21 protein-coding genes and 1 pseudogene are annotated in these 24951 nt (G+C 35.2%); 12 read left to right on the top strand and 10 right to left on the bottom strand.

The window, feature by feature from the left end:
• The 9 genes from AC5YC8_RS13210 to AC5YC8_RS13170 all read left to right on the top strand — a co-directional run.
• On the top strand, positions 1-455 hold a 455-nt coding region (locus tag AC5YC8_RS13210; RefSeq protein ID WP_496164849.1), incomplete at its 5' end, for a hypothetical protein.
• Between the two features lie 380 nt (positions 456-835).
• Positions 836-2161 (top strand): tyrosine-type recombinase/integrase, encoded by a 1326-nt coding sequence (locus tag AC5YC8_RS13205; protein ID WP_422195341.1) that lies wholly within the window; start codon positions 836-838, stop codon positions 2159-2161.
• A 143-nt stretch (positions 2162-2304) separates the two neighbouring features.
• Complete coding sequence (locus AC5YC8_RS13200) at positions 2305-3255, top strand: hypothetical protein (RefSeq protein WP_496164848.1); 951 nt, start codon at positions 2305-2307, stop codon at positions 3253-3255.
• A 3-nt stretch (positions 3256-3258) separates the two neighbouring features.
• On the top strand, positions 3259-4083 hold the full coding sequence (locus AC5YC8_RS13195) for a hypothetical protein (protein ID WP_496164847.1): 825 nt from the start codon (positions 3259-3261) through the stop codon (positions 4081-4083).
• Positions 4084-4213: 130 nt separating this feature from the next.
• Positions 4214-4429, top strand: a complete 216-nt coding sequence (locus tag AC5YC8_RS13190) for a transcriptional regulator (RefSeq protein ID WP_496164846.1) — start codon at positions 4214-4216, stop codon at positions 4427-4429.
• Between the two features lie 2 nt (positions 4430-4431).
• On the top strand, positions 4432-4647 hold the full coding sequence (locus AC5YC8_RS13185; RefSeq protein WP_496164845.1) for a helix-turn-helix domain-containing protein: 216 nt from the start codon (positions 4432-4434) through the stop codon (positions 4645-4647).
• Positions 4644-5150 carry a BRO-N domain-containing protein gene (locus AC5YC8_RS13180; protein ID WP_496164844.1) on the top strand — a complete coding sequence of 169 codons (507 nt, stop codon included), beginning with the start codon at positions 4644-4646 and terminating at the stop codon, positions 5148-5150. The genes AC5YC8_RS13185 and AC5YC8_RS13180 overlap by 4 nt, the downstream gene beginning before the upstream one ends.
• Positions 5151-5224: 74 nt before the next feature.
• Positions 5225-5530 carry a hypothetical protein gene (locus AC5YC8_RS13175; protein ID WP_496164843.1) on the top strand — a complete coding sequence of 102 codons (306 nt, stop codon included), beginning with the start codon at positions 5225-5227 and terminating at the stop codon, positions 5528-5530.
• Positions 5523-7988: a DUF927 domain-containing protein gene (locus AC5YC8_RS13170; protein ID WP_496164842.1), complete on the top strand. Its 2466-nt coding sequence runs from the start codon at positions 5523-5525 to the stop codon at positions 7986-7988. The genes AC5YC8_RS13175 and AC5YC8_RS13170 overlap by 8 nt, the downstream gene beginning before the upstream one ends.
• Positions 7989-8480: 492 nt before the next feature.
• Here AC5YC8_RS13170 and AC5YC8_RS13165 read toward each other — a convergent pair whose 3' ends face one another.
• Entirely contained in the window at positions 8481-10328 is a 1848-nt protein-coding gene (locus AC5YC8_RS13165) for an ATP-dependent nuclease (protein ID WP_496164841.1), read from the bottom strand.
• A gap of 70 nt (positions 10329-10398) precedes the next feature.
• The gene (locus tag AC5YC8_RS13160; protein WP_496164840.1) at positions 10399-11484 is read right to left on the bottom strand and encodes a hypothetical protein; all 1086 of its coding nucleotides are present in this window, start codon (positions 11482-11484) and stop codon (positions 10399-10401) included.
• 347 nt (positions 11485-11831) lie between these two features.
• Here AC5YC8_RS13160 and AC5YC8_RS13155 point away from each other — a divergent pair, with 347 nt between their 5' ends.
• The 3 genes and pseudogenes from AC5YC8_RS13155 to AC5YC8_RS13145 all read left to right on the top strand — a co-directional run bounded on the left by AC5YC8_RS13155 (position 11832) and on the right by AC5YC8_RS13145 (position 14227).
• On the top strand, positions 11832-12497 hold the full coding sequence (locus AC5YC8_RS13155; RefSeq protein ID WP_496164839.1) for a hypothetical protein: 666 nt from the start codon (positions 11832-11834) through the stop codon (positions 12495-12497).
• Between the two features lie 52 nt (positions 12498-12549).
• Positions 12550-12723: pseudogene (locus tag AC5YC8_RS13150) on the top strand (terminase small subunit); the annotation flags it as partial.
• A 664-nt stretch (positions 12724-13387) separates the two neighbouring features.
• Positions 13388-14227: a pPIWI-associating nuclease domain-containing protein gene (locus AC5YC8_RS13145; RefSeq protein ID WP_496164838.1), complete on the top strand. Its 840-nt coding sequence runs from the start codon at positions 13388-13390 to the stop codon at positions 14225-14227.
• Positions 14228-14305: 78 nt separating this feature from the next.
• On the opposite strand, the gene AC5YC8_RS13140 is transcribed toward AC5YC8_RS13145, so the two are convergent.
• The 8 genes from AC5YC8_RS13140 to AC5YC8_RS13105 all read right to left on the bottom strand — a co-directional run bounded on the left by AC5YC8_RS13140 (position 14306) and on the right by AC5YC8_RS13105 (position 24866).
• Positions 14306-14932, bottom strand: coding sequence for a hypothetical protein (locus tag AC5YC8_RS13140; protein ID WP_496164837.1), 627 nt, complete (start codon positions 14930-14932; stop codon positions 14306-14308).
• A gap of 892 nt (positions 14933-15824) precedes the next feature.
• On the bottom strand, positions 15825-16940 hold the full coding sequence (locus AC5YC8_RS13135; RefSeq protein WP_496164836.1) for a DUF3800 domain-containing protein: 1116 nt from the start codon (positions 16938-16940) through the stop codon (positions 15825-15827).
• 1081 nt (positions 16941-18021) lie between these two features.
• On the bottom strand, positions 18022-18927 hold the full coding sequence (gene lpxO, locus AC5YC8_RS13130) for a lipid A hydroxylase LpxO (protein ID WP_496164835.1): 906 nt from the start codon (positions 18925-18927) through the stop codon (positions 18022-18024).
• 336 nt (positions 18928-19263) lie between these two features.
• A complete protein-coding gene (locus AC5YC8_RS13125; protein WP_496164834.1) occupies positions 19264-19905 on the bottom strand; it encodes a PqiC family protein in 642 nt (213 codons plus the stop codon).
• Positions 19906-19996: 91 nt separating this feature from the next.
• Positions 19997-21661 (bottom strand): PqiB family protein, encoded by a 1665-nt coding sequence (locus tag AC5YC8_RS13120; protein ID WP_496164833.1) that lies wholly within the window; start codon positions 21659-21661, stop codon positions 19997-19999.
• 83 nt (positions 21662-21744) lie between these two features.
• A complete protein-coding gene (locus AC5YC8_RS13115) occupies positions 21745-22449 on the bottom strand; it encodes a paraquat-inducible protein A (protein WP_496116948.1) in 705 nt (234 codons plus the stop codon).
• Entirely contained in the window at positions 22446-23114 is a 669-nt protein-coding gene (locus AC5YC8_RS13110) for a paraquat-inducible protein A (RefSeq protein WP_496116947.1), read from the bottom strand. The genes AC5YC8_RS13115 and AC5YC8_RS13110 overlap by 4 nt, the downstream gene beginning before the upstream one ends.
• 246 nt (positions 23115-23360) lie before the next feature.
• Positions 23361-24866, bottom strand: coding sequence for a phospholipase D family protein (locus AC5YC8_RS13105; protein WP_496116946.1), 1506 nt, complete (start codon positions 24864-24866; stop codon positions 23361-23363).
• Positions 24867-24951 lie beyond the last annotated feature (85 nt).

The following is a 24951-nucleotide window of genomic DNA, read 5'->3' as shown; positions in this document are numbered from 1 at the left end:
TGGCCATAGTTTTAATTCTATCTATTTTTGGCGGTGTTCAAACTTGGCGTGCATCTGCTTGGAAAACAGACTACCAATTGCTTGATGCTAAATATAAAACCGAAGTGGCTGAAGCAAAAGCAGCAACAGAAAAAGCCAAAGCCGAAGCACGCGAACAGGAAAAAAAATGGGCAGAACAACTTTTACAAGCGGAGAAAAATTACAGTGAAAGCCTCAAAGATATCATTACTGATAGCAATAGCGCTAAGTCCCTTGTTGAGCGCATGTCAAAACAAATCGATACAGCCACAAGTCGTATGTCCACAGCTACCAAAGAAACCATCATTGAGTACGCCAATACCAACAGTGACATACTCAAAGAGTGCATTGGAAAATATCAATATGTGGCAGAACAAGCTGACAAGCACGCAATTGATGCAAAACGATTAAGTGATGCTTGGCCTGAGCAACCATAACGAGGAATATATTGACATGGTACCTTCATTGGTGAGGGTACCAAAATTAAGTTTCCGAAATTTGTGGCGTGAATACGATTCCCTTATGCAAAAAATAAAAGGTGATTTTATTTGTTGCGTTACAGTTTGCGTTACATGAATTAATAACTGTATTTAACTTTATTAAAAACATATATTTATAATTTAAATTAGATGCACGCTGAGCGCACCAAATCAATAGCAGAATATACAAAAATATATTCTGAAAGCCTTTAAATATAAGGTTTTATAATAAAAACACAGCAGAACATAACAAAATAAATAAGGATATAGTTGCAAGTTATAAGGATATATATGAGGATATATTTGATTCTATCTTCTTTTGTATCCTTATTCCGACTATGGCCAAGCACATAACACCGCTCTCAGATTCCAAATGCACAAGCGCCAAGCTACAAGATAAAGACTATTCTTTATACGATGGGCAGGGCTTAATTTTGTTTGTACGAAAAAGTGGCACTAAGGTATGGCGATATAAATATAAAAAAGCTAATGGCAAAGATGGATTAATGACTTTAGGTAATTTCCCCGCATTAAGCCTAAAGGCAGCAAGGGATAAGCGCCGTAGTTATGAGCAGCTACTAGCACAAGGTACAGATCCAATCGAATATGAAGAAATCCAAAAGTATAAAAAGAACAATTCATTTAGTTTTGAAGCCATAGCCCGGGACTGGCATAAGGAATACAGCAATACAGGCAGATGGATACCCGATACAGCAAACAAAGCGTTAAGAAATTTAGAAGAGTATGTATTCCCCTTGATTGGAGATAAGTCTATTGATGAAGTGAAGCCTAAAGATTTGGTTATGGTTTTACGGTCAATTGAGGAAAAAGGATTTACAGAGGTACTTAAGAAAACAAGACAGAGATTTAGTGCCATTTTTGCTTATGCAATCTCAAGAGGTTTATTAGAAGAAAACCCATCTTATTTCTTAAAGGACGTATTCGTTAAGACCAATAAGGCGAAGCACTATCCGCAATTACCACTTGAACGACTCCCTGAGCTACTACAGAGGTTAAACAGTGATACTGGCTATCCATTAACAAGATTATGTACGGCGTTCACATTGCATACCTTTGCGCGTTCCAGTGAGGTACGTTTTGCTCGTTGGACTGAGTTCGACCTTAAAAAGGGGATATGGACGATACCACCAGAGCGTGAATTAATAGAAGGGCAGAAGTTTTCTAATCGTGGGGCTAAAATGAAAACTGAGCACCTGATACCTTTATCACCTCAAGTCATTTCCATTCTTAACGAGATTCATATCTATAGCCATATGACTAAAAATGTCTTTCCTAAGAATGGCGACCCTCAAGGGTTTATCAGTGAAACTACAATCAATAATACTTTGCGCCGTTTAGGCTATGACACTGATAATGAGATATGCGGGCATGGCTTTAGGGGAATGGCTTGTTCTGCCCTCGTGCAAAGTACTCTCTTTCAAAAAGAAGCCGTAGAGAAGCAAATGAGTCACCAAGAACGTGACCAAGTACGTTTAGCTTACACTCATCAAGCTGAATACATGGAAGAACGGAAAGCTATGCTTAATTGGTGGAGTGACTACCTGGAAGCAAATCAGAACAGCTTTATAAGTCCTTATGACTTCACTCAGCAACTTTTAAATAATGATGTGATTAATTTTAAATACGCAAAATTGGCTAAGTGACAAGACTTGTCGCAGTAATACCAATAAATGCACAAATATAGGTAAATATAAATTATATTCAGTTTGCTAAGTCTAGGTTGATCCCCGAAAGTCGAATTCCCAATTCGATTGGCTTAGCTATTTTTTGGGATGCTGTGGGAGGCATGATGAATTTATTTGAAGATATAGAAACAGAAAATGACAAGTATATAAATGTCCTTGATGCCTTAGAATTGATAGCGGAAAAAATAAATTATGGCGTGTCTGATATAGCTAGAAGGTTATTACTTGATAACTTTAATCAAATCGCTTGTATGTTTAAAATAAATGATTATGGGAAAATAGAGTTATGGTGTTCTGAAAAAGAATTCAATGGTGATTATTCCTCTACAACAGAATTTTTAAAGGCTGCCATATCAACCTCTGGAACTTTTGAATATATACAAACTGATATTCATGGTAATGAATATGAGCACACTAAAGATGACTGGTTTGATTATTATTGGCTAAAATCAGATTTTTTTAACTTCCTATCAGTTAAAAAAATGGGGGTATCAGAGGAGTATTACAAAAACCATTTAAAAGCTGATAGTAAAGAAAATTTATATAATTCTATTGCTCAAAAAGTTAAAAACGAACAAGATGAGATAGTTGTAGCAGAAGAAAAAAAGACTTCACAGCGATTTTTAAAAAAACAAAAAGAGTTGAATTCTACTGAGAAAACATCTACGAATGATACTCCATTATTTTACTTAAGTGATTCATTCTCGATAATTGAAGCATCTTGTTTACTCAGTGGTGATGACCCTATTAAAATAAATAGATGCATCAATGATACTAATTTTGATCAAAATTACCCTGAGTTTAGTGAGGCATATAGTTTTTTTAATTCAGCTATTTGTGCGGGAGTATTACCTAAAAATGTTATACCTGAAGATCAGTTAAAAGTTTATCTGAAAAATAAAGGTAAAGTCATTCTAGGGTTTAATGATATTTCTCTCAGTCAGTCTGATACATTTGAAAACTTGGATAAAGAATCCACTTTAAAATTCAATATTTCAAATGAACTCGATAGTAAATTTATTCGGATTTTTACGGCTGTTGAATTTTTTTAAAAAATGACTTCTTTAAGATATGATGAATTAATTATTCATATCAAAAAAATATTTAATAATTTAACGCTTTATACATTGGATGAAAGTCTAAAGCCAGTCACTGGTTATGAATTTTGTGATGGAGCTTGTATAAATTACTTATGTAATGCTCTAGAAGAGGCCGATGAAAATATATTTATGCTAAACCACGCTAGATATTCAGTTGATGAATACTTTTGGGATAAAGATGAATTTTTTAATAATGAAGATGTTATTTCTTTTGATTTATCTAAAAAAAATTATAATTTGTTTTTGATAGCATGTTTGCTAAACCCAGATGATGAAAATATTTTTTTAAATAGCTCTGATATTAATATCTTACAAAAAATAATAAATAATAGAGCTCAGGAATTTAATGCCTATATTCAAATTGAGCTTGATAAATTAAAGAGCAATGATGACTTATCAATTAAAAATAGTGATTTAGAGAAACTAACGGAAGAAAATGAAGACTTAAAATCCAAATTGATACAATTAAAAGAACAAATTACAAAACTAAAAGCTATTCAAAAAGAAAGTGATATTCCTGAAGAGTTAAAGGGACTTAAAAGAAGAAATCAACTTGCACAGGATCGGCAAGGGATGGCAAGAATTATTGCCTTATCTCTTTGGGAGGAAGATAAAAATATTTTGATTAGTGATATGGCCAATAAAGTTTATATTAAAATGGTTGACTACTGCAAAGATGACTTACCTGAAACATCTGATGCTATAAAAAAATGGATTCGTCCAGTGGCAACAGGAGAATCACAAAAAAGAGGAAGACCTCCAAATAAATCAGATACTTAAAAATATAGCCAACACAAAAAAATATGGTGAACATGCCATGCTAAATATATTTAGCATATGTTCGTTATATTTTTTTATCTAAAAATCATACACATACTAAGCCCATGTTCTTCCATGTATGGGCTTTTTTATGACTATAAAACCAATTCGAGTTCAACTTAAAACAGCTTGTGAGCTACTGGATATTAGCCGCGAATCATTGCGCCATATCGTGCGTACCGATGCTGAATTTCCTCGACCAATTAAAGCATCCACTACAAAACAAGCCCCAGTCTATTTTGACTATGCTGAGCTTGTAGAGTGGCACAACAACCAAAAGCAAAGCCTTACTGTATTGGAGGCTTAAGTATGGAAACAAACCATCAAACCCAAGTTTTAGCCCACCTCAAGAGTGGTAAGACGCTTTCCCAGGCCGAAGCGATTCAGTACTTTGATTGTTTTCGCCTAAGCGCCGTTATCCAGCGTCTACGTAATGCAGGCCATGAAATTGTGACCCATCATGAGCCAAATCTGAATGGTAAGGGCACCCATGCACGTTATGAATTAAAAGAGGTGCAGGCATGAAACCATCTATTTTTAATTTCAATGAGCATGGCGTTCGGGTTGTATTTGATGCAAATGGTGAACCGTTGTTTTGTCTTACTGATGTATGCCGTGTTTTATCGGTAGACCGCACATCAAGACTGCTACGTGAATTAGATGCAAAGGGTGTGGCAGATTGCCACATCCTTACAAACGGCGGTACTCAAAAGGTCAAATTTATAAATGAACCTAATCTATACCGCATTATTTTCCGATCCAATAAAAAAGAAGCTTTGAACTTCCAAAATTGGGTATTTACAGAGGTACTACCAACTATCCGCAAGACAGGCAGCTATTCAGCCAGACAGACTGCTTATGACGAACTGAACCGCCTATGTATGCAAGAGAAGGTATCAAAGGATAAAGGGACCTTCCACAGTTTAGGAATGCACCGCCGGAAACATGAAAAGCATTTAAACGCCGTTCGCATAGAAACATGCAAAGCAAATTTACAGTTCACTTTCGAAGGGGTAGGCCATGAATAAACATGTACACCCTGAATTTTTCAAGGCTTTCGACCACTACAAAGCAATGCTGGTCCAGTATGGGGAGTGTAATCGTGTCGAATCAAATCAAAAAAACTATTAAAACCTATTCACCTGAAGATTTATCGGAAGCCCACACATTGGGTTATGAGCAGCTAGCAGATGTGGGCGCATTACTGAGTGCTGTTATTAGTGAATTTAAAACTACCAAAAACTATTTAAATCAAACCTACAAAGTGCCTGAGTCATGCTTTGGTAACCTAAAAAGATTGTTAGCAATAACCAATGTTTTACTTGATGATTCAGCAGACCATAGCCAATCTCTGGCTAATCGTTATGAGCAAGAATTAAAAAATAGCGAGGGTAGTCACAATGCCTGATTATGACCACCCCAAAGAACTAATAACACCCGAAGCTATTTTAAACGAATGCACACAGCTTGTATCGTTTAATGATGCTTATTCATCACATGCCTTAATACAGCGTTTTGGCAGTCCTGAGCAGCCGATCTATGTCGATGATGGTAATGTAGATATAAACGGCGTTACCTATGCACAGCCTTTAATCATGCCGATCTATAACGGACAGCTTGAGCTTGTTCAATGCGCCGTATTACAGGATGGCGAGCGTGTGGCGGTCATACCTGATGGATTGGCCAAAGGTTTTGCATGTTATGGCGACTTAAAGAAAGATCAGCCTATTATCATTACCTGTGGCCTAGAAACATTCTTTAAGATCGCCCAGGCCGGTTATGACGTTGTATTGGTCGTACTCCCTACGCTATGCAATGTTAAGCAGACAACACTCAAAACATTTGATTTTGAGCAGATCCAGTTCGTGATAAATCAGCTGTCAAATGCTGGATATAGCCAGCTTTATATGCCGGTGCGCCCTGAGCATATCCAGCTGGAGGCATTCCAAAACCTTGAGAAAAATACTGCAGTCAGATTATTAAACCAATATATAGAATATGGCGAAAGTTCATTTCTGACTGAGCTGTATAAGGATGATGATATAGAAGAGGTTAAAGCTTTTATTCAGATGGCGATTCAGCAATTGCCTGCAAATAAACTATTGCCCAAAGGTCATTTAGCCAAACCATTCAAAATGGATGATGGTGCATTTCTGCATATCCTGGATAACGGTCTATACCTGATCAAAGAAAAAAGAGATGAGGACGGACAGCTTAACCAAACCCGAACTTTTATCTGTCATTCAGCCATTATTTTAGGCGAAGCGCGAAGCCTGAATAATGACAACTGGAAGCGTGTTATTCAGTTCCATGACAAGGACAATACACTGCACCGCCTACTTATTCCTTATGAGCATTTCATGGGTGAAGCCAAGGAAGCATTAACGATTATTGCCAACCATGGCTTGATGCCACCACGCCAGGCGTATAAGAAAAATGTATTCATCAACTATATTCAAGAGTACCCGATAGAAAAGCGCTTTCGCTGCGTAGATCGTGCCGGATGGCATGGCTACTGCTTTGCTACACCCAATAAAACTTACGGCAACAGTGAAGACGAAGAGTTGCTTTTTCACAGTGATAGTAAAAGCCCTTACACTGTATCCGGGACCTTTGAAGAATGGCAGGAACTTAGCCAGCTGATTGAACCCCATGCTTTAGCTGTACTAGCATTTTCCAGTGCCTTTTCAGGGCAACTGGTTTTGCCTCTAGGCGCTGAAAGTGGTGGCTTTCATATCTATGGTTCATCAACCGATGGCAAAAGTACCATTACTAAAGCCTCATGCAGTATATGGGGCAACCCAACGCATATATCCAAGTCATGGCGGACCACAGACAATGCTTTAGAGAATGAAGCTGAGTTAAGAAATGATAGCTTTTTAAACCTAGATGAATTACGCCAAGCTGTGCCAAAAGCCGTGTCTGATATTGTTTATATGCTTACCGGTGGACAAGGCAAAGCCCGAAGCACCAAGGCAGGTAAAAATCGTGATGCCAAGCAATTCAGCCTTATGTATACCTCTACCGGTGAAGTTACCCTGGAGGAACATTTGCGCCGTGGCAGTATCGAACTAGATGCTGGGCTGTTACTTCGCTTCGCACATATTCCAAGTGATGCAGGCAAAGGATACGGCGTATTTGACTGTATTAACTATGGAACGGCACCACAAGACATTGGTAACCGTATTAATGAGCTGGCATCAAATCATTATGGTCATGCCGGCATTAAATGGCTGGAATATCTTACTCAAGATAAAGATACAGCCATGGAGAAAGCCCAGACTCTATTGGATAGCTTTATTGAACAGCATAGCCAGGTTAAAAATGGTCAAGCCAGCCGTGTTTTACGCCGTTTCGCACTCGTAGCTGCAGCTGGAGAACTGGCCACACAAGCAGGTATTACAGGATGGCAGCAAGGACGTGCATTTGAGGCCGTAGCGAAATGTTTTAACTCTTGGCTAGGTAATCTAGGAAACGGCGAGAACATGGAAGAAACCAAAATGCTCGAGCATATCAAGGCATTCTTTGAGGCCAATGGTACAAGTCGTTTTGAGGATCTAACTGTAATCAGGCAGGCAGATGGGGAAGTCGTCCGGCAACGTATCCATAACCGTGTCGGCTATTACGATCCAGAAGAAAAAACTTACCTGGTATCACCGACCATGTTTAAGAAGGAAATATGTATCGGGATGAATGAGGCTAGCGTTAAAAAGGTACTGATTAAGTATGGCTGGATTAAGGAGTTTATCGAAGGTGATAAAAAGCTATACGTGAAGAAGTCTAGCAATACTCTACCTGATGGCACACGGCCCCGACTGATGCACTTTAGTGCAGAGGCAATGCAGAATCTAGATAGCGAAATATGAAAACGATATTTATCACGTGGACAAAGTGGACATTGAGATATTTTTTGAAGTTAATGTACTGTTATATATAGATATTATTATGTCCACTTTATATGAATGAAATTATTTTAGTAGGTGGACATAAGGTGGACATGATTCAATTCAATCTATTCTGTCCACTTCTACTATTTTTTGTGTCCACTTTTTTATTATGAAAATTTACATGGAAGTGGATTTTTTTATTTAAAAACATGTAGATAATTACTTGTGTCCACTTTGTCCACTTTGTCCACCATGTCCACTTAAAAAGACACACATATTTAAGCCAAGAACTTAAGAGGTGGAAATAATGCCAAATGTAAACAAAATGATCTTTGTTGGTGTAGTAGGCCCAAATCTTATAGCTAAAACTTCATTTAACAAGAATATGATATTGGCAGAAAACTCATTAAACCTAATTACTTCATAATTTTATAAAAAGTAATTAGGTAGTAATGAATAGTAAAGCTTGTACTATCTTAAGAGTTGAGTAACGAGTTTCACAACGTCATTATCTTTATTTATTTTTAGGGGGAAATGAGATGAGTTAATAATATTACTTTTTAGATGAACTATTAAACTATCACCATCTTTTTCAAGATGAAACAAATCAGCTTTATCCTGCAAAATAGTTTTAGCAAATAAGTTTAGATTTTCCTCATTACCTGGATCTTGCATTCTAGCTATACATGGAGAAACTATAGAAAGTACTAGGTCTCTTAAAGCACGTGTTTCATTAATTGGGTCTGTTGCAGCTGCAAATTTTAAGCATCGAACAATATCATTATAGTTTGTCTCAATTAAACTTTTATCCTGCTCATTAATAAATGCCAATTCATCTATTGCAGCATCAATTTTATCTTCTGAAGTAATTGGGTCTGAATAGCAATAATAGGCTTCAATTGAACCTTTTCTTAAAAAGAAAATTCCTACATTTTCAAGTGAGCTTAATAAAGCTTCAAATCTTCTTCTGATTCTAGCCCAAGAATCTCCATTTGGTAACTGCTTAATAATGGATAAATCATGACCTAGTAACACAGAAAATGCTGAGCGCTTTTTAGCTTTAATTTCACTTTCAATATGTCCATTAATCCAATAAGCATGCTGATGGGCTAAATTTTCTATATCACTCCAATTCTGATTGAGATGATTAACAAAATCGGAGTTTAAGCTTTTTACCATATCAAAAGCTCGACCATACCCCAATTCAGAGACTTGGTAATCTATATCTGGGTATAGCGGTAATAATTGATTTAATAAATCAGTACCATCCGAGAGGCCATCAGCATCAGCTAAAACTACAGGATTCTTGCCCAACAATTTAAAAAGCTTAACCACTACAGGTAATTGATCTTTTCCAATAACAGGCAAGATTTGTGAGCCAGAAGCCTCTAAAAAAATATTAATGTTATTTGCTAAAGTATTGCAAATAACAACATCAGATGGTCCTTCAACCAATAAAGGTCTTTTTGAAAATAATGTTAATTTATGTTCTTGCCCTAATTTTGAAATTAAATTTTTAATTTTTCTATTTGCTAATGTTTCTTCATCAGGAGGAATTTGAATTGGATCCTCATTTAAGTCATAGCAAAAAATTAGTGAAGCTAAATCCACTGGATTATTAATCTTTAGCATCTCAGTAGAATGAGTCGCAATAACAATAATTTTCTTGTTACTACAATCGTCTGGAAGTCCTGCAACTCCTAAAATTTCAGTCAGTAAAAAAGCTTGTAATTGTGGATGTAATGATACTTCAGGTTCATCGATGAATAACGCACCTATTTCATCATCATATAAAGCTGCAAGTATGCCTACCAAGTGCATTAAACCCGATGCTTCTCTACCAGATGAATATGGTTTAGATCCGTCCAATTTGGCAAATAAGATTTTTAGATATCCAGCATCCCACTCAATGATTAAATCTCTATTAAAAATTTTTTGCAACCGTTCTCTAATTTTTAACAAGATATCTGGGCGTGAAGCTAGAGCTTGATAGGCACCTTCAAGAGTTTCAATCTCATGACGGCGAGCTAGAGACTCTTTAGAACCAAATTGAGCATTCTCATATAGAATACTATGTCTATGACCATCATAATTTGAGCGAAATTGTTCAAACATTCCTATTCGCCCTGCTGAAATAAACTTGGCTTTTTTACTGCCTAGCAAAGGGGAAATGCTACTTTTAATACTCCTTAATAAATGGGTTTTCCCTGAACCATTTGGTCCCAAAATGCATGTGAAAGCATCATTAAGAAAAACTTGTTTTCTTAGCTGCCCATTATGACTATCAATTATACAATCTAAATTTAAAGGAAATTCCATATCTAAACCCAAGAATTTTAATTATATGCAATACACTGATAATAACTCATAATTTATCAATATTTTATACTCAATTTGATAGCATTAACTTCATCTTAAGGAATAGTGAATTGATTGAGTCGTCAATATTGAAATTAAACTTGCAGTTGGTTTCTTTATTGAATCTTTCCAAATAATAGTGGATTAGCGGATCATGGTTATTCCCGTGAATCCAAGTGTAGAATTTGCTTAGCTCATAACTTAGTTTACGGCTTAAATCAGAGTCAGGAGATAACAATGAGTTATTTTTCAAGTCTATTATTTTCATTGTTTGAAGGTTGTTTTTTATCTCTTCAATGAGAACTTCTAGTGATTTTTTATAATCTGATGCCATGTTCTTAAGCTCAAATTGGAGTACTTCTGTTTCAAAAATCATGATCAGTTCATTAATAACGCCATTGTAGTAATCGCTATTTAATCTAATTTTGGATTCAGCTCTCAGTATATGCAATTGTTCAAGAGGGTCACTATTGGTTTCAATAACTTGCTTCGCTAAACTTTCCGTAAAATTATTGTATAAATATTTGATTTTTTGAGATATCACATCAAGATAATTGTATCTTACAGTAAGAAATTCAATTAATTCTTTTGAACTAAGAGTCATAACCAAGTCCTTTTCATCCACATTGCTACTGTATAGATGAACCGTGAGTTCTCCATTATGTATACAGCTGTCGAAAGGCCAACTTGCAAACCGTCTAGAATTAGAGTGGTTTAAATTTACAGGATGAGCGCCAAATGAAGCTCTTATTGATTTGAAATAACTATTATCGTCTTCATCAAATATCCGCTCAGAAAAGCAATTTCTTTCTCCTGAAAATGGTAACGTTTTGGGGTTTATAAAAACACGATGTAGCTGTGTAATTGACTCTGAAACAAGGTCTATTGATGAGATGAGAGAAAACATCTGCATAACTCGGACATCAATATCTTGCTCTAATACAGGTAAGTTTTGTAAGTGTCTGATTGAAACAGTAAGCCAATCCATACAAGAGCAGATCAGATTCCAGTAATTTTTCCCATCTTTGTTACTATAAGTATTATAAATGAAGCTTGTATTAGAATTTATTAAATCTCTAAAATTTATGATTTTTTGATCACTTACTATATTCTTCATTTATCGTTCACTCGCTATAAATATCTGATTAATTGTAAAATACTACCTAAATAATCATCATGGAAATTATGATAACTGAATACCTGACTTTAGACGGTGTTAGATCGATGCAGTCTAATTAGGCAAAACGCAATTTTGAGGGTTGTTTGAAAAAAAATAAATTAGATACTCAGCTCATTGAATCCAATACTGGATTGACCTGGTAAAACAGTAAGTTGAATGCATCCTACTGGCATAAAGGGTAGCATTCGAAATGCTATAGGGATAGCTAGTACTGTCAAAAGATACTGGTACTATGAAATTGGGTATCCTATTAAATGGTACTAGTTTAAATATGATGGAAATTTATGAAAAAGATAACTTTAGAAGAAAAAATAAGGCAAGTTGGATTCTGGACTTTTGGTGGGATATTTTGGTATCTGGTGATAGCTTTTTTTCTGGAAAGCAATTACCCAATTTATGAGTATGACTTTAATAGATCTGTCACCTATGATGTCATAAAGGACGCTCTAACCTTAGCAGCAGCTTTCCTTGCACCAGTCGCTGCATTTGTGCTTTTTAGTGATTGGAGGTTGGAGCATGTTGAGAAAAAAGTTGAAACAGATAGTGAAACCATCGTAAGAGAATTGAACGCAATTTTCCTAAAACTTTATGAAGTTAGAATGACGATATGTACTGCAAAAACAAGAGATGAAGATGGTGCATCGGAAATTAATAAAGTTAATGATTTACTACAAGTGGAGCTGTTAATAGTTAGTAATAATATTCAGAGATTAAAGAGAGTTAAAGATAATACTAATGAATTTGAAAAGCTGGCTAATGCCCTTGTAGTTTCCTTGGGTATCATTAGGGAGCAATTTTTTAAAATCCAAAATGCATATCACACCAATTACCTTTTAAATAAGCCATATAATTATTTAATACCTTTGGCTGAAACAAGTCGAAAGCTAGACAAAAATAAAGCCCTGATAACTGCCCTTAGTGTTGAGTGTGAAAAATTGCAAGTTAAATAAACCAAGCCCACTTCGGTGGGTTTTTTAATGGCTGGAATTTGGAGAATAAGATATGTCGAACCTAATGCTCAAACAGCAAAGGTTTGTCGAAGAATACCTGATAGACCTAAATGCAACACAAGCAGCAATTCGAGCTGGGTATAGCGAGAAGACAGCACAAGAAATAGGAAGTGAAAACCTATCAAAACCTATGGTTGTCAAAGCGATTGAAGCTGCTCAAGCCAAAGTATTAAGAAAGTAGAATTACGCCGTCTTTTACGGTTAAAAGAATCTTATAAAACCTTATATTCAAAATACCTGAGGCTAATCTTTTAGTTCTTTGTATCTGTCAAAACTTATTATTAGAAAGTAAGTGATAGTAAGTATTTGGATTCACACTATATAGAGGGCCATCTAGATTTAAAGAATCTCCCCAAATATTAGGGGAGTGACTCATGCTACGTTTGGCCATGTATCAGCATATTTGGAATTAGAAAAATTCACCTGGATAAATTCGATATAAGATTGCTCAATTTCTATAAGAAAAATTAGGCAGGAAACATCGCACAAGGTATGTCATTTTGATGTGGTAACAGACAATCACTATTACAGGTTTTGATGTGGTAACAGCATTTTTTTGATGTAGTAACATAATCCAAGTATATAAAATGATCAAAAGTACGGACATGGGGTATATGGACCTATATTTATGAGGTATCTGAAAAAAACCATAATATAAACCTCATAAAACCTAACATTTTCTTTGGTATAAAAAACCTTATTTTTGGACCATATTTTGATATTTTCTTGAAAGGATCTTATGTGTGAAGTTCCTCTCTGATTTTAATTAAAACAGAATGCTGAAGCTTGCTATATAGTGGAATCCATACTAATAAAGAAAATGATTTCAAATGATTGATAAACACGATATAGACAAACTTAATAGTTTCTTCACAGACAAGTTTGAAAATGACTTATTTCAAGCAGCAATAAAAAACTTAAGTTCGGAATACCACTCACTAACTTTCAACAACTTCGCCTATGCAATGCGAGAGTTGATAAGACATCTTTTACATAGATCAGCACCAAATGAAGAAATACGTAAATGTTCCTGGTTTAAGCATGATCCTACATCAAAATCTGGCATAACTCGTAGGCACAGACTTCAATATATGATTCATGGAGGGTTAGGAAATTACTTATTAAGAAAAATGGAATTAGAACAATTAATTAATGATGCTTGTGAAAATCTATTATCTCAACAAAAAATCTTAGATTCATTTACTCATATTGGGCCTACTACATTTGCGATACCACTAGAGAAATCTCAAGAATTAGCTCAAGAATGTATTGCTGCAGTTATTAGAATAATTTCAATTATCAATCAAATTAAAAATGATGTATTCGAAAAGATTGAGGCTAATCTTGATAGCCACTTATTAGAGTCTACTATTTTTGAGTCATGTGCAGAAATTGAGGTTTTAGCAAGGAGAGCTTCAATTGAGGAATTACATACCGAAGGCTTTGATAAGATAACGATCCTATCTCACAAAGTGATACTTACTATTGTGGGTACCGCCAGTTGTTACTTTGAATATGGATCAAGAGCGGAATGGCGGGAGGGAGATGGGACTGTTTTAAGGCCATCATTTCCATTCCAGGCACAAGTTACGGTTATGATAGAGCAGCCCTTCGGTGAGGCTTTATCAGTCCAAAGAGTTGGTATTAATACCGATAGCTGGTACGAATAATAATGTGCTCAATTTTGCTATTGTAAGAGCTTTGTAACTTATTCATTTTCAGCGGTATTAGTTAGCTTCTGTTCATATTTATTCTGGGTATGAGTGCTTGGATCTCTCTTGCAGAACATCAAGCTTATCCATAAAGGCATTATGTAAAGCTATAGCAGTAGCATTGTACTGACGCTCATATTCATCATGCTTTGCAACCATAGCCTGGAATGTCTTTTGGTTTTTATTGAGCGGCTTATGTATCTTTTTTAAAAATGGAACCGTTTCACGATCCAATGGCCATCCAAGTTTTATTCGCATTCGTTGCATATTGAGCTTTGAAGCATATCTCTTAGGGCATTGCTGAATTTGATAATTGAGTTGATGGCACTGCCTGCAGTGGAATACACCATCAGCCAGATAAAGCTTTGCTACACGTTTACTACAGCCATGATTAGGGCATAAGAACCAGTACCGATGTTTTCCGTAGTTGCATGGTGTGGATGTCACTCTGATGGGCTGTTTTATCGATTGGCCATCAATTGCATATTGAAGAGTAAGTAAGCCGTCCTGATGAAGATAACCTAGGCTGCTGATGATTTCGTTCTTCCCATTTCTCCAGACCCATATGCCTGCAGCGCCGTCTATAAGCGAATTGGATCTGGCCATGGTCCGGCTATCGATACTCAAGCAGTCTTCTACCGTACGCTTCCTGTCTTTTTTCATACAAAAAATTCACAATATTTGCCATTAACTACACGCTAGATACCCATTAATTGCATTTTTAAGCCAGTTTTTGGCATGAAATTGCATAAAAAGCGCATAAATTTACCCTTATTTGCACTAATTATGCATGAAAACCCCATGTTTTTAGCACCTTCGTCAAACAAGATAAAAACCATGTTTAAATTATATTTATCAATTATTTAGAATTAAATTAGCGAAAATAAGTTGCATTATTTTCCTAATTATTTAGATAAATTTTGATAATAAACCACAGGGGGAGAGTTGCTCTAGGACATATTTATGACACTTGTATGTCGTATAGCTCAGCAGAAAAACTCACTTGCTGCTATAGGTAAGGTATTGTGGAAATCACAATACCCGACGGCGTTATGGATTAGGTGTGCTTATTTTTCTGGTTACGGTCCCTTCACAAATGAAGGTACCATCAGCTGGGTAAATATCTTTTCATGGCTATAAACATACGTTTGGTTACCCAAGATCGAGTCTGAAATTTGTAGTTTTAAGGTTTTCGAATTCGATAAGTTTATACGGTACCAATATTGGAACGGTTCCAAGAACGGGATAGTTCCAACAATGGGGTTGTATGATTTATGCTATACCATCCGCATTTCAAATGCTTAATGGTCAGATTTAGAATATTATCCTTTGTGGTGAAGCTCGTTTTTTTGGCTATGCGGAATAAGTAGTGGAATTTAAGTTTTTTTTAATAAAATTTCAGACTAATTAAAAAGTGGTATTTTAGGTTAGAAAACCGACCTAAAATACCACGGAGATTATAATCGCCTGTGCGAATAATACTAAGGTCCAACAAAATCTGTTAGTGCTCTTATCATAAATATCTAAAACACTTTCCTTCGTATTTGTTAGTTTTTCATTCTGTAAATTTCTGTTTTCTCTTCTTTTCTTCAATTATCTGGTAGGTTGCAATTTGATCAGCAATATTCATTGAAAATTCCGACTCCAATCGAGTAATACCATATTGCTCAGGTGTGAACTTAGACTGAGGCCAAACATGATGAACTATCAGGCTTTCAATTCCCACTTCTTCCAACTGTAAAAATAGTTTTTCTTTCTCTCGACTCTGATCAGCCAAAATAGCTTGCTTTAAATAATAAGCAGTAGCTCCCGCTATAATATCCGACACCTGTATTTGCGGAACTAACTTTGAATCTTTGATTGCAACCTTTTCAACTCTTAGTGGTAAGGTAATAATACGATCATCTGTTCCCACTTTGATAGGAATACTAGCCTGATCTATAAATCTATTAAAGTAGTCCAAGCTTTGTTCTAAGCTATTTGACTCATCATGAATGATGTTAAAAGGGCCATTAAACTCGCCCTCCCAATATTGAGCATGTGTAAATATTCCTGATTGTACAGGGTCTAGTTTGTTTTTATCCAAAAATTGCAGATGGCCTTCCACATCGGTTTCAGACCTTAATATCCAACTAAAATCTAATTGCTTACGAACATCTAACGGCGAAGTTTCTATACTTCGAACAGTAGAATAGAAATCACTAATGCTTTTATGACCAGTCTCTTTTACCAAATTTATAAATTTAGTTAAGAGGTTATCCAACGTACCTACACCATAACAACGATCTAGCATGTAAAAAAAAATGTTATTGGTCCAAATATTTCTCTTGTTTGCCGAAAAGTTACGTCCTTGTTCTGCATACAGTGGCTCGACTAAAAAGTCTAAAAGTAGCCCCATTGCCATATATTTCTTATGATAAATAGTGACTTTAACCTTTTCCTTTTCAGCAATTACTTCGCCTAATAAAGCTAGAATCTTTCGTTGACCTCTTTCAGAGCTTCTTAGTTTTTTGAACTTCGCTTCATGACCATTTTGAATTGCCAGTTTCTTAATTAATTCATCTGCTTTTTCATCATCAAAGCAATTTGCAGCCAAAACAAAAACTGGCTGATCTTTATCAAGTAATTCAGGACCAGTATTACCTGCTTCATCAAAATACACATTACCCATCGTAATCTCCCAAGCTTATCAGCTTAACTTAGCTTTCGTTTCTTTCAAATTCTTATCATGCTGTAAATCAGACCTATGTTCGAAAAACAACATAAGCATGATGTTGATGAAGAAGATTCCACAGGATATTCCTTATAGCCGTTTTTTTTGAGGCTCTTATGCTGCTCGTCATTTTTGACGGTCAGGGTATCAGTTGTGGTGATTTCTACCATAACTGAGAGTAGTGACTTTAAGTAACCCACTCAGCGAAAAATTCTGGAAGTGCTTTGCTAGGTAAAGTGATTTTCCTTGATGTACCTTGATGAAAATCCATATCATAAAAACGCCGTAAGACATACCACGTAAGGATTTAGGCCGGATATTGTCAATTTAAGCATATGAGCCATCAAGGAAAAATCTTGTAGTGATTTTGGGTTCACTTTTTGGTGGAGGCCGAATTAAACAAGGTCCACAAAAGGGTCACATTTAAGATCTAACCCTTTCGGATTTGAAATCTGATACGGTGGTACTGGTATCTGGTACACCGTCAATGTAAAGATGCGGGGGAGCAAACTTGCTGATATTTAAAAAGAGGCCAAGTTAATGCGACATTTGAAATGTGGATTTAAAATCTGAAATTCTACCGGTACCCAAAATCATGGCATCCCTGACCGCCAAAAATAACGTGCAGCATAAGAACCACAAAAAAGAGGAGCTTTATAATCCGACCATTAAGAACCTGAGCCACTGAATAGAGGAGCAGAATCCCTCAGCGTGCACCTGACCCATGCCACAATAATCGGAAACCTAAAAAATAAAATAGACAGGTAGTTTTAAGGATATAAAAGGGGGTACATTCAGAAATAAGGATACACGGCGATATAATTAAATATTAAAGCCTTTGTTTGTATGGGTTATAGAGTATTGTTCTATCCCCGCTGAGCGCACCATTTTTTTGTTTTACTTCATCTGATTAAATTTGCTCTTAAGCGAAAGATTTAAAAAAATAATACTAAAAAAGCATGTGTAGTTTTAGCTTACACATGCTTTTTTTAAGGCTTAAGTTTTATTTTTCATAGAAATAGTCAGTGAATACAATAAATTACAAAAAGCTAGGGATAAAAATAAGAGCAAGAATAAGAGCAAACATAATCCATTTGTAAATGTAGTATTTAGTTCTATTCACAGCTTTAATTTTCCGTCCATATTGATGAATGGCGTAAAAATATTTGAAAATTTTATTAATAAAGCCTGTCTGGTCTTGATCGTTATTGGGCGAACGAGCTGCTGCCATAACATGACGACCAAACCAATAATTACATTGTTGTGCCCAAGCCCATTTCATTGGACGCTCAATATCACAAAATAAAATAATTCGAGTCTTATCAGTATCATTGTGAGCCCAATGTACAAAGGTTTCATCAAATAAGGTTGCTTCACCATCGCGCCAAGAGTAACGTTCTTGATCAACCTCAATAAAACAGCGGTCATCATTTGGGGTTACTAAGCCTAAATGGTAACGAACAGAACCAGCATAAGGATCTCTATGTTTACCTAAATAGCTTCCTGACGGTAATTCAGCGAACATAGCCGCTTTTACTGATGGAATGCTTTCAAGTAATGCCGTTGTCTTTGGGCATAATTGTTGTGCTGAAGGGTGGCTTTCTTGATACCATTTAAGATAAAAACGTTTCCATCCACGTTTAAAAAATGTATTGAAACCTGCATCATTATTTTGATCTGTTGCTTTAATTTGCGCCTGCAATTGAATTGCTTCTTCCCGAATTATTTGCCAATTATCTTTTAAAGGTTTTAGTTCAGGAAATGACTCAGTATCAAAAAAAGGATGGTTTGGTAGTTTTGAAAACTTTGTCATAAAAATATTTATTGGTGCAAAAAAAGTTGAATGATCAAATAGTTGACGAGATATTTTTAACTTTTCTTTACCACGGTAATATGTGTAGAAAAAACTAATAAAAAATATGGTAAGTATGATGATTATATACATAGAGGTTTATTGTTGTTCAATTTAAGCCTATGCTAGCACGCCTTTTATTTCGCTTAAAGATTGAACTGGAAATAAGTTGCTATAAAGTATAATTTGTTGATATTTATTGTATTGAAATAATGAGATTGTCAAAATTAAGTAGCCAAACCTAATGTTATTTTTGCTATGCCTTTATATAGCACTAAAAACCATAGGATATGGGAATATTATACCTCTATTCGTCAATACGAATGAATAGGGGAAATCAGCTGTTTTAAGCAATTTAGGGGTAGGCTTCTTTATTCAAAAAATATATTGATTAAGAAGCCTAGTAGTTTTATGCGGTGAAATCAATATTCATGATGAACAAATAATTCCACTTATCTTCGGTGTTTTTTTTGCTTCTAAAGCGATGGTAGACATCGCAATTGCATCAACCACGCGATTTAATGAATCTTGATACGTTGCCACAATATTCACAAAATTTTGTGATTTCCCACTAACAGGACTACTGAAACTCATGTGGCAATTTAATTGTTGATTGTCACTGGAAGTCTCTGTAGATACAGGTTCTTTGCGCTTAACAACCCATGCTGAAATGACTTCAATATGAGTTTGCTGATTCTGAGCATCTTCAATAATATCAAATCGAGAAAACTCAGGTGCAATTAGATACGATACCTTTCCACCAGTAAGTCCTGTGTTATACACATCAATAGCACCAAGTTTTTGTTGTAATCCCGCAGATAGAACACTTTGTAGTTCATCATTTAAATTAGATGACCACCGTTGATTATCGAGTATGTAGGTTTTGCCATCACTTTTTTGTAGAACCATTAGTGGTGTATTTAAACGCTCAGGTAATGTGACAGGCATGACTTGAATTAATTTAACATTCGAGTTGAGCAATGGTGTCATTTGGGGGGTAAGGCTATAAAAGTTAGGGTCGACGGAGCGACTGCATCCGCTTACCAACAATACAACTCCAAGCCCAAGCATAGCTTTACTCAAAAATCGCAAGCTATTGGATTGATAAGCCTTTATATAAGTCTTAGCCTTTTTCTGAATATCTGTAGAATTAAAACAAAGCTTAATTTGCATTTTTTGGCTCCGATTTTTTACCACGAATGAGTGATTCAGGGTGTTGCTCAATATAGTCAGCCATAAGCTCTACAGATGATGCAGCACGTGTGATTTGCTGTACAGCACGACGTATATCTTGTTGCATTGGTGCATCGCTCGATAAAATAGATTCTGAAGAACGAAGTGTTTTCCGCAATTCATTTAATGTTGCCTGCATATCTGGTGCAACTTTGCCATCTAATTGATTGATTAATCTTTCTGTAGAGTTAATTGTTGCATTTAGACTTTGTAATGTTTTACGTACATCACTGCCAATTTCATTTAATGGGAATTTACTTAATTTATCTGCAATAACAGAAACTTGGGATTGAAGATTACTTAATTCGGGTGGCATAGTTGGCACTTCAGTTTTACCATTTTTAAGTAATTTTAATCCGACATATTTAGCGCTTGGGAATTGACCAAATGCGATATAGTTCTGACCAGTTAAAATATTTCCCGTACGAATTTGCGCACGCCATCCTTCTTGAATAAAGGATTTAAATATTTCGCCATGTGGATTTAATTCTTGACCATCTGCTAAGCGTGATGGATAAATCATGGCATCTACTCGCATGCGTATTTGTTTATGTTGATCTGTAAACTCTGCATTAATAGAAGTGACATCACCAATTTCAATACCCATAAAGTCAATTGGGGCACCTGTACTTAAACCGCGTAGTGATTGATCAAAATACATCACAATTGGATAGCCTTTACCATCTGGATTTTTCAAAGCATCAGCTTGTGAATCCCACAATGTAAAGGTTTTTTTGTCCGTTGCGAGAGTTGTAGGAACGACACCTTTTGGATAACCAAAAGCGATTCCCCCTGCAACAATACTTGCCAATGACTGTGTTTTTAAATTGAACCCAGAGGCATTTAGACTTACGTCTATACCACTTGCTTGCCAGAAGCGTACATTTTTCGTCACAAATTTATCATAAGGAGCTTTTACAAAGATTTGTAATTCAACTTGTGTACCATCTTTGGAAAGTTGATATCCAGCTATTTGACCGACATTAATACGACGATAATAAATTGGTGAGCCGATATCGAGTGAACCTAAATCATTCGCGTTTAAGAAAAATGTCTTACCTGGTACATCAGAAGAAATGACAGGAGGGGATTCAAGCCCAACAAACTCTGTTTTGTGCTTATTTACCTTTCCACCTTCAACTTCAATATAAACACCAGAAAGTAGCGTATTAATGCCTGAAATACCATTTGTGCCTATTCGTGGGCGAACGACCCAAAATTTTGAATCTGTTGAGGCAAAATTTTGAGCATCTCTAGTTAACTCAATTTGGGCAATGACATGTGATAAATCTTTAGATAGTTTAATTTTACGGACTAAACCAATATTCACCTGACGAAACTGGACTGCAGTTTTACCTGCAACTAAGCCCTCTGCTGAACGAAATGAAACTTCAATGGTCGGTCCAATACTTAAATAAGCTTTAAGTGCTAATGAAAGTGCAACCAAAAGTGCAATAATTGGCACTAACCAAATCAATGAAATTTTCCATTTGCCTTTTTTCTTATTAGGTTTAGGCAAAATCTGATGCTCAGGATTTGTTGAATCCTGTGAATTTGAATCAGCATGTTCCGACGGTGTTATATTTTCAGACATATCATCCAATCTTCTCAAGTCAGTTTAATAAAATTAGAATGCACAGTGTTTAATAGAACAAAATTTATGCACTTTTACTACTCTTAATCTGTTTTTTTATTCGCATAATAATTATCCCAAATTACGCGAGGTTCAAAACTTAAAGATGCTAACAAAGTTAAAACCACCACGGCTGCAAACGCAACGGCCCCTGGGCCTGCAAAAATAGTGGCAAGTGATTGTATTTGTATTAATGCCGTTAATAGCGCAACGACAAATACATCAATCATTGACCATCGACCTACAAGTTCTACGACACGATAAAGTTTGGCACATGTTGTAGGTGAAAACTGTAAATGTCGTTTTTTCTGTAAAAAAATGACAAAGATTAAAAAGTATAAAATGAGTAGCTTTAATAAGGGAATAAAAATACTGGCACAAAAAATAACAACTGCAACAAAATAGTCACCACTTTGCCAAAAATAAATCACTCCTGTGAGGATTGTATCTTTTTGAGTACCAAATAATGATTCTGTAATGGTCATTGGCAGAGCATTAGCTGGAATATATAAAATACTTGCAGCAATGGTCAATGCAAAAGTTTTCGAGAGACTATTTGGCTTTCGGTGATGCAGTTTAATGTTACATCGCGTACATTTTTCTACTGCAGTATTATCTTTAGATGTTCGTGTATTTAAATGTCCACAACACGGGCAAATAAGTAAATTAAAGTCATCTGCTCGTGGATAAGTTATGTCATTAAGTTCTACGTTTTTTTCTTTTTGATGAGCGTTTATTTCATTGATCATTTCAATAAACTCCGATCAATTTCATCCCAAATATTTTGTAATTGTATTGAAGATATCATGACCATCAATACACTTAAAATAGCAAATGCCCATAATCCAATGCCTGGTACGACAACGACCATACCAACCAATTTAACCAAAGCTACAAGAACGCCAATAAGGAATACTTCAATCATTGCCCATGTTTTTAATAGATAAAGGAGTCGCATAGTTTGAACTAAAAACTTTGGTCGACGTTTTAAAGTGGAAACTGTATTTAAAACATACAACAATAAACAAATATTTAAGAGAGGAACAATAAATGTGGTTATCAAAATAAGAACACCAACAAAAGCTTTGTCTATTTTAAACATCGCAATTACTGCACCTAAAAGTGTTGTTTCAACACTAATTCCTTGAAGCTCAACCATTACAATAGGAAAGCTATTTGCGATGATAAAAACGATAAGTGCTGTTAATGTCAAAGCTAAAATATACGGTAGTGATTTGGCTTTTTGATATAGTAATGCTCCACAGCATGGGCAATATGCAGTTTCGTTTTTGTCCAATGTTTCTTTAAGACTAATCGTATCGCATTGTTCACAACCCACCCAATTGTCAGGAATTTTTCCTTTCTGTTTTTTAGTGTGTGGCGATGCAGATTCGTTCATATTGTGCTTGTGCATTATTAAGGTAATCCATTTTATTTATTGAAAAATAAAATTTAAAATAGATTAATTGTGTCTAATTATTCCAACATCAAAAACTTACTTACTTTTATCATAGTAAGACTTTGCTAAGTGAGTACTTGATCCCTTTTTATTTTAAAAAAGCTGTAAAACTCTAACTGAAATTAAGCTTAAACATTTTAGAAAAATATATCTTTACATAATAAAGATATATCACATGGCATCTTCAATAGGCTTAAATTATTACATTATCCACTCTATTGGTAGGAGTGAGGTTACTTTAATCATGAATCTTTGAAATGAAGTTGTCTCTGGTTCATATTCATGAATTACCACGTTACCATCATCTTGATGTTCAACCCAAATAATTTTTCCATGTTCATTAAGTTTTAGTTCATAAGCGATACGCGGTAATAATTGAGTTAATGATTCATGAATATCTTGTTGTAAGCTTTCAGATTCAATAACTAAACCAACCTCGGTATTTAAAGATGTAGATCTTGGGTCGAAATTAAATGATCCGATAAAAACTTTATGATCAATATAAAAAAACTTGGCATGTAAACAAGAGCTATTTTTGTTTTTAGCAGGAATGACATTGCCAGTGATCACTTCATACCATGTCCGCTTTTTTTGTTGAATAAAGGGTTTTAATTCGTAAAGTTTGATATTGGAAGTTAAAAGTTTCTTTCTATATTTTTGATAAAAAGCATGCACAATGGGAACATTATTGGCTACATATGAATTGGTAAGAATACGAACACTAGCTTGTGATTCTTTAATATTCGTTAATTGATTTACACCGAAGTTAGTTGGAATGAAATATGCTGAAACGAGTTGGAAATGCTGTTTTGGCATGCCCATCATATTTACAAATTTTGTAAATAAAAGATCCTCTTTTTTTGCTTTATTTCGCGTTTTGTCGGGAGTGTCACCAATAAAATGAGCTTTAGCCCAACGGATGGGGTGTTTGGCTAAATGGTATTCTCTAAGTAATTTTTCAGCATGAAAGAGTTTTTCTTTATCTGATGTTTTTACGAGACTTTCTTGCTCATATCTAATATTTAATTGTTGTAGACCAATTACTGAGCCTGATTTTAAATATTTTTCAACGGGGCAACTTAACTCATCGTTCCAGAAGTTTAGAAATAATTGATTAGCATCTGTAACTGTGGAGCCATAAAATAAAACATCGAAATCAGTAAATTCAGATTTATCACTCGCATCAAAATACTGACGGCTAATATTTCGTCCACCTGTAACAGCAATCTCACCATCTACAATAATAAGTTTATTGTGCATACGACGGTTTACTTGAAGTGCTCGATATAGGAAATCTATTGTGCGTACTTTTCTGAATTTATAGGGATTATAAAATTTGATAGAAAAATTTGGGTGGGTAACCAGTTGTTCTAAACTAGAATCAAGTTGAGTACCGTTTTGATCATCGATTAGTAGTCGAATGTGTATCCCACGATTAGCAGCTTTAAGAAGCTCTGAAAGAAGTAAGTGTCCAAGCTCATCGTCTGCCCAAATATAATATTGCAAATCAATGTAATGTTGAGCTTTAGAAATCAAATGTAATCGAGTTGCAATACTTAAAAAAGCGTCATCTAAAGGTAAAAATGCAGTTAAGCCTTGTGCGATTTTATTATCAATATCTGGTTCAGAAGGAAACCAATAGTTAGGCTCAGAGGGAGAGTTTAAGATCTCTGGGCTATTTTTGTGTTTGTTTGCCTGATCTACCATGAATATTATAATCCTGTGGAAATATAGTGCATATTTATAATTATAAAATCATTTTCTTATTTAAAAAAGATTTATTTTGAACTGT

The organism is Acinetobacter sp. FY731 (genome assembly GCF_059515905.1).
The sequence above is the reverse complement of the archived record's forward strand: the minus strand, read 5'-3'. Positions and strand labels throughout refer to the sequence as shown.

Excerpts from the sequence above, each read along its gene's own strand:
- AC5YC8_RS13205 (WP_422195341.1), top strand. The coding sequence starts at position 836 with ATGGCCAAGCACATAACACCGCTCTCAGATTCCAAATGCACAAGCGCC.
- AC5YC8_RS13200 (WP_496164848.1), top strand. The coding sequence starts at position 2,305 with ATGATGAATTTATTTGAAGATATAGAAACAGAAAATGACAAGTATATA.
- AC5YC8_RS13195 (WP_496164847.1), top strand. The coding sequence starts at position 3,259 with ATGACTTCTTTAAGATATGATGAATTAATTATTCATATCAAAAAAATA.
- AC5YC8_RS13190 (WP_496164846.1), top strand. The coding sequence starts at position 4,214 with ATGACTATAAAACCAATTCGAGTTCAACTTAAAACAGCTTGTGAGCTA.
- AC5YC8_RS13185 (WP_496164845.1), top strand. The coding sequence starts at position 4,432 with ATGGAAACAAACCATCAAACCCAAGTTTTAGCCCACCTCAAGAGTGGT.
- AC5YC8_RS13180 (WP_496164844.1), top strand. The coding sequence starts at position 4,644 with ATGAAACCATCTATTTTTAATTTCAATGAGCATGGCGTTCGGGTTGTA.
- AC5YC8_RS13170 (WP_496164842.1), top strand. The coding sequence starts at position 5,523 with ATGCCTGATTATGACCACCCCAAAGAACTAATAACACCCGAAGCTATT.
- AC5YC8_RS13165 (WP_496164841.1), bottom strand. The coding sequence starts at position 10,328 with ATGGAATTTCCTTTAAATTTAGATTGTATAATTGATAGTCATAATGGG.
- AC5YC8_RS13160 (WP_496164840.1), bottom strand. The coding sequence starts at position 11,484 with ATGAAGAATATAGTAAGTGATCAAAAAATCATAAATTTTAGAGATTTA.
- AC5YC8_RS13155 (WP_496164839.1), top strand. The coding sequence starts at position 11,832 with ATGAAAAAGATAACTTTAGAAGAAAAAATAAGGCAAGTTGGATTCTGG.
- AC5YC8_RS13145 (WP_496164838.1), top strand. The coding sequence starts at position 13,388 with ATGATTGATAAACACGATATAGACAAACTTAATAGTTTCTTCACAGAC.
- AC5YC8_RS13140 (WP_496164837.1), bottom strand. The coding sequence starts at position 14,932 with ATGAAAAAAGACAGGAAGCGTACGGTAGAAGACTGCTTGAGTATCGAT.
- AC5YC8_RS13135 (WP_496164836.1), bottom strand. The coding sequence starts at position 16,940 with ATGGGTAATGTGTATTTTGATGAAGCAGGTAATACTGGTCCTGAATTA.
- lpxO (WP_496164835.1), bottom strand. The coding sequence starts at position 18,927 with ATGTATATAATCATCATACTTACCATATTTTTTATTAGTTTTTTCTAC.
- AC5YC8_RS13125 (WP_496164834.1), bottom strand. The coding sequence starts at position 19,905 with ATGCTTGGGCTTGGAGTTGTATTGTTGGTAAGCGGATGCAGTCGCTCC.
- AC5YC8_RS13120 (WP_496164833.1), bottom strand. The coding sequence starts at position 21,661 with ATGTCTGAAAATATAACACCGTCGGAACATGCTGATTCAAATTCACAG.
- AC5YC8_RS13115 (WP_496116948.1), bottom strand. The coding sequence starts at position 22,449 with ATGATCAATGAAATAAACGCTCATCAAAAAGAAAAAAACGTAGAACTT.
- AC5YC8_RS13110 (WP_496116947.1), bottom strand. The coding sequence starts at position 23,114 with ATGCACAAGCACAATATGAACGAATCTGCATCGCCACACACTAAAAAA.
- AC5YC8_RS13105 (WP_496116946.1), bottom strand. The coding sequence starts at position 24,866 with ATGGTAGATCAGGCAAACAAACACAAAAATAGCCCAGAGATCTTAAAC.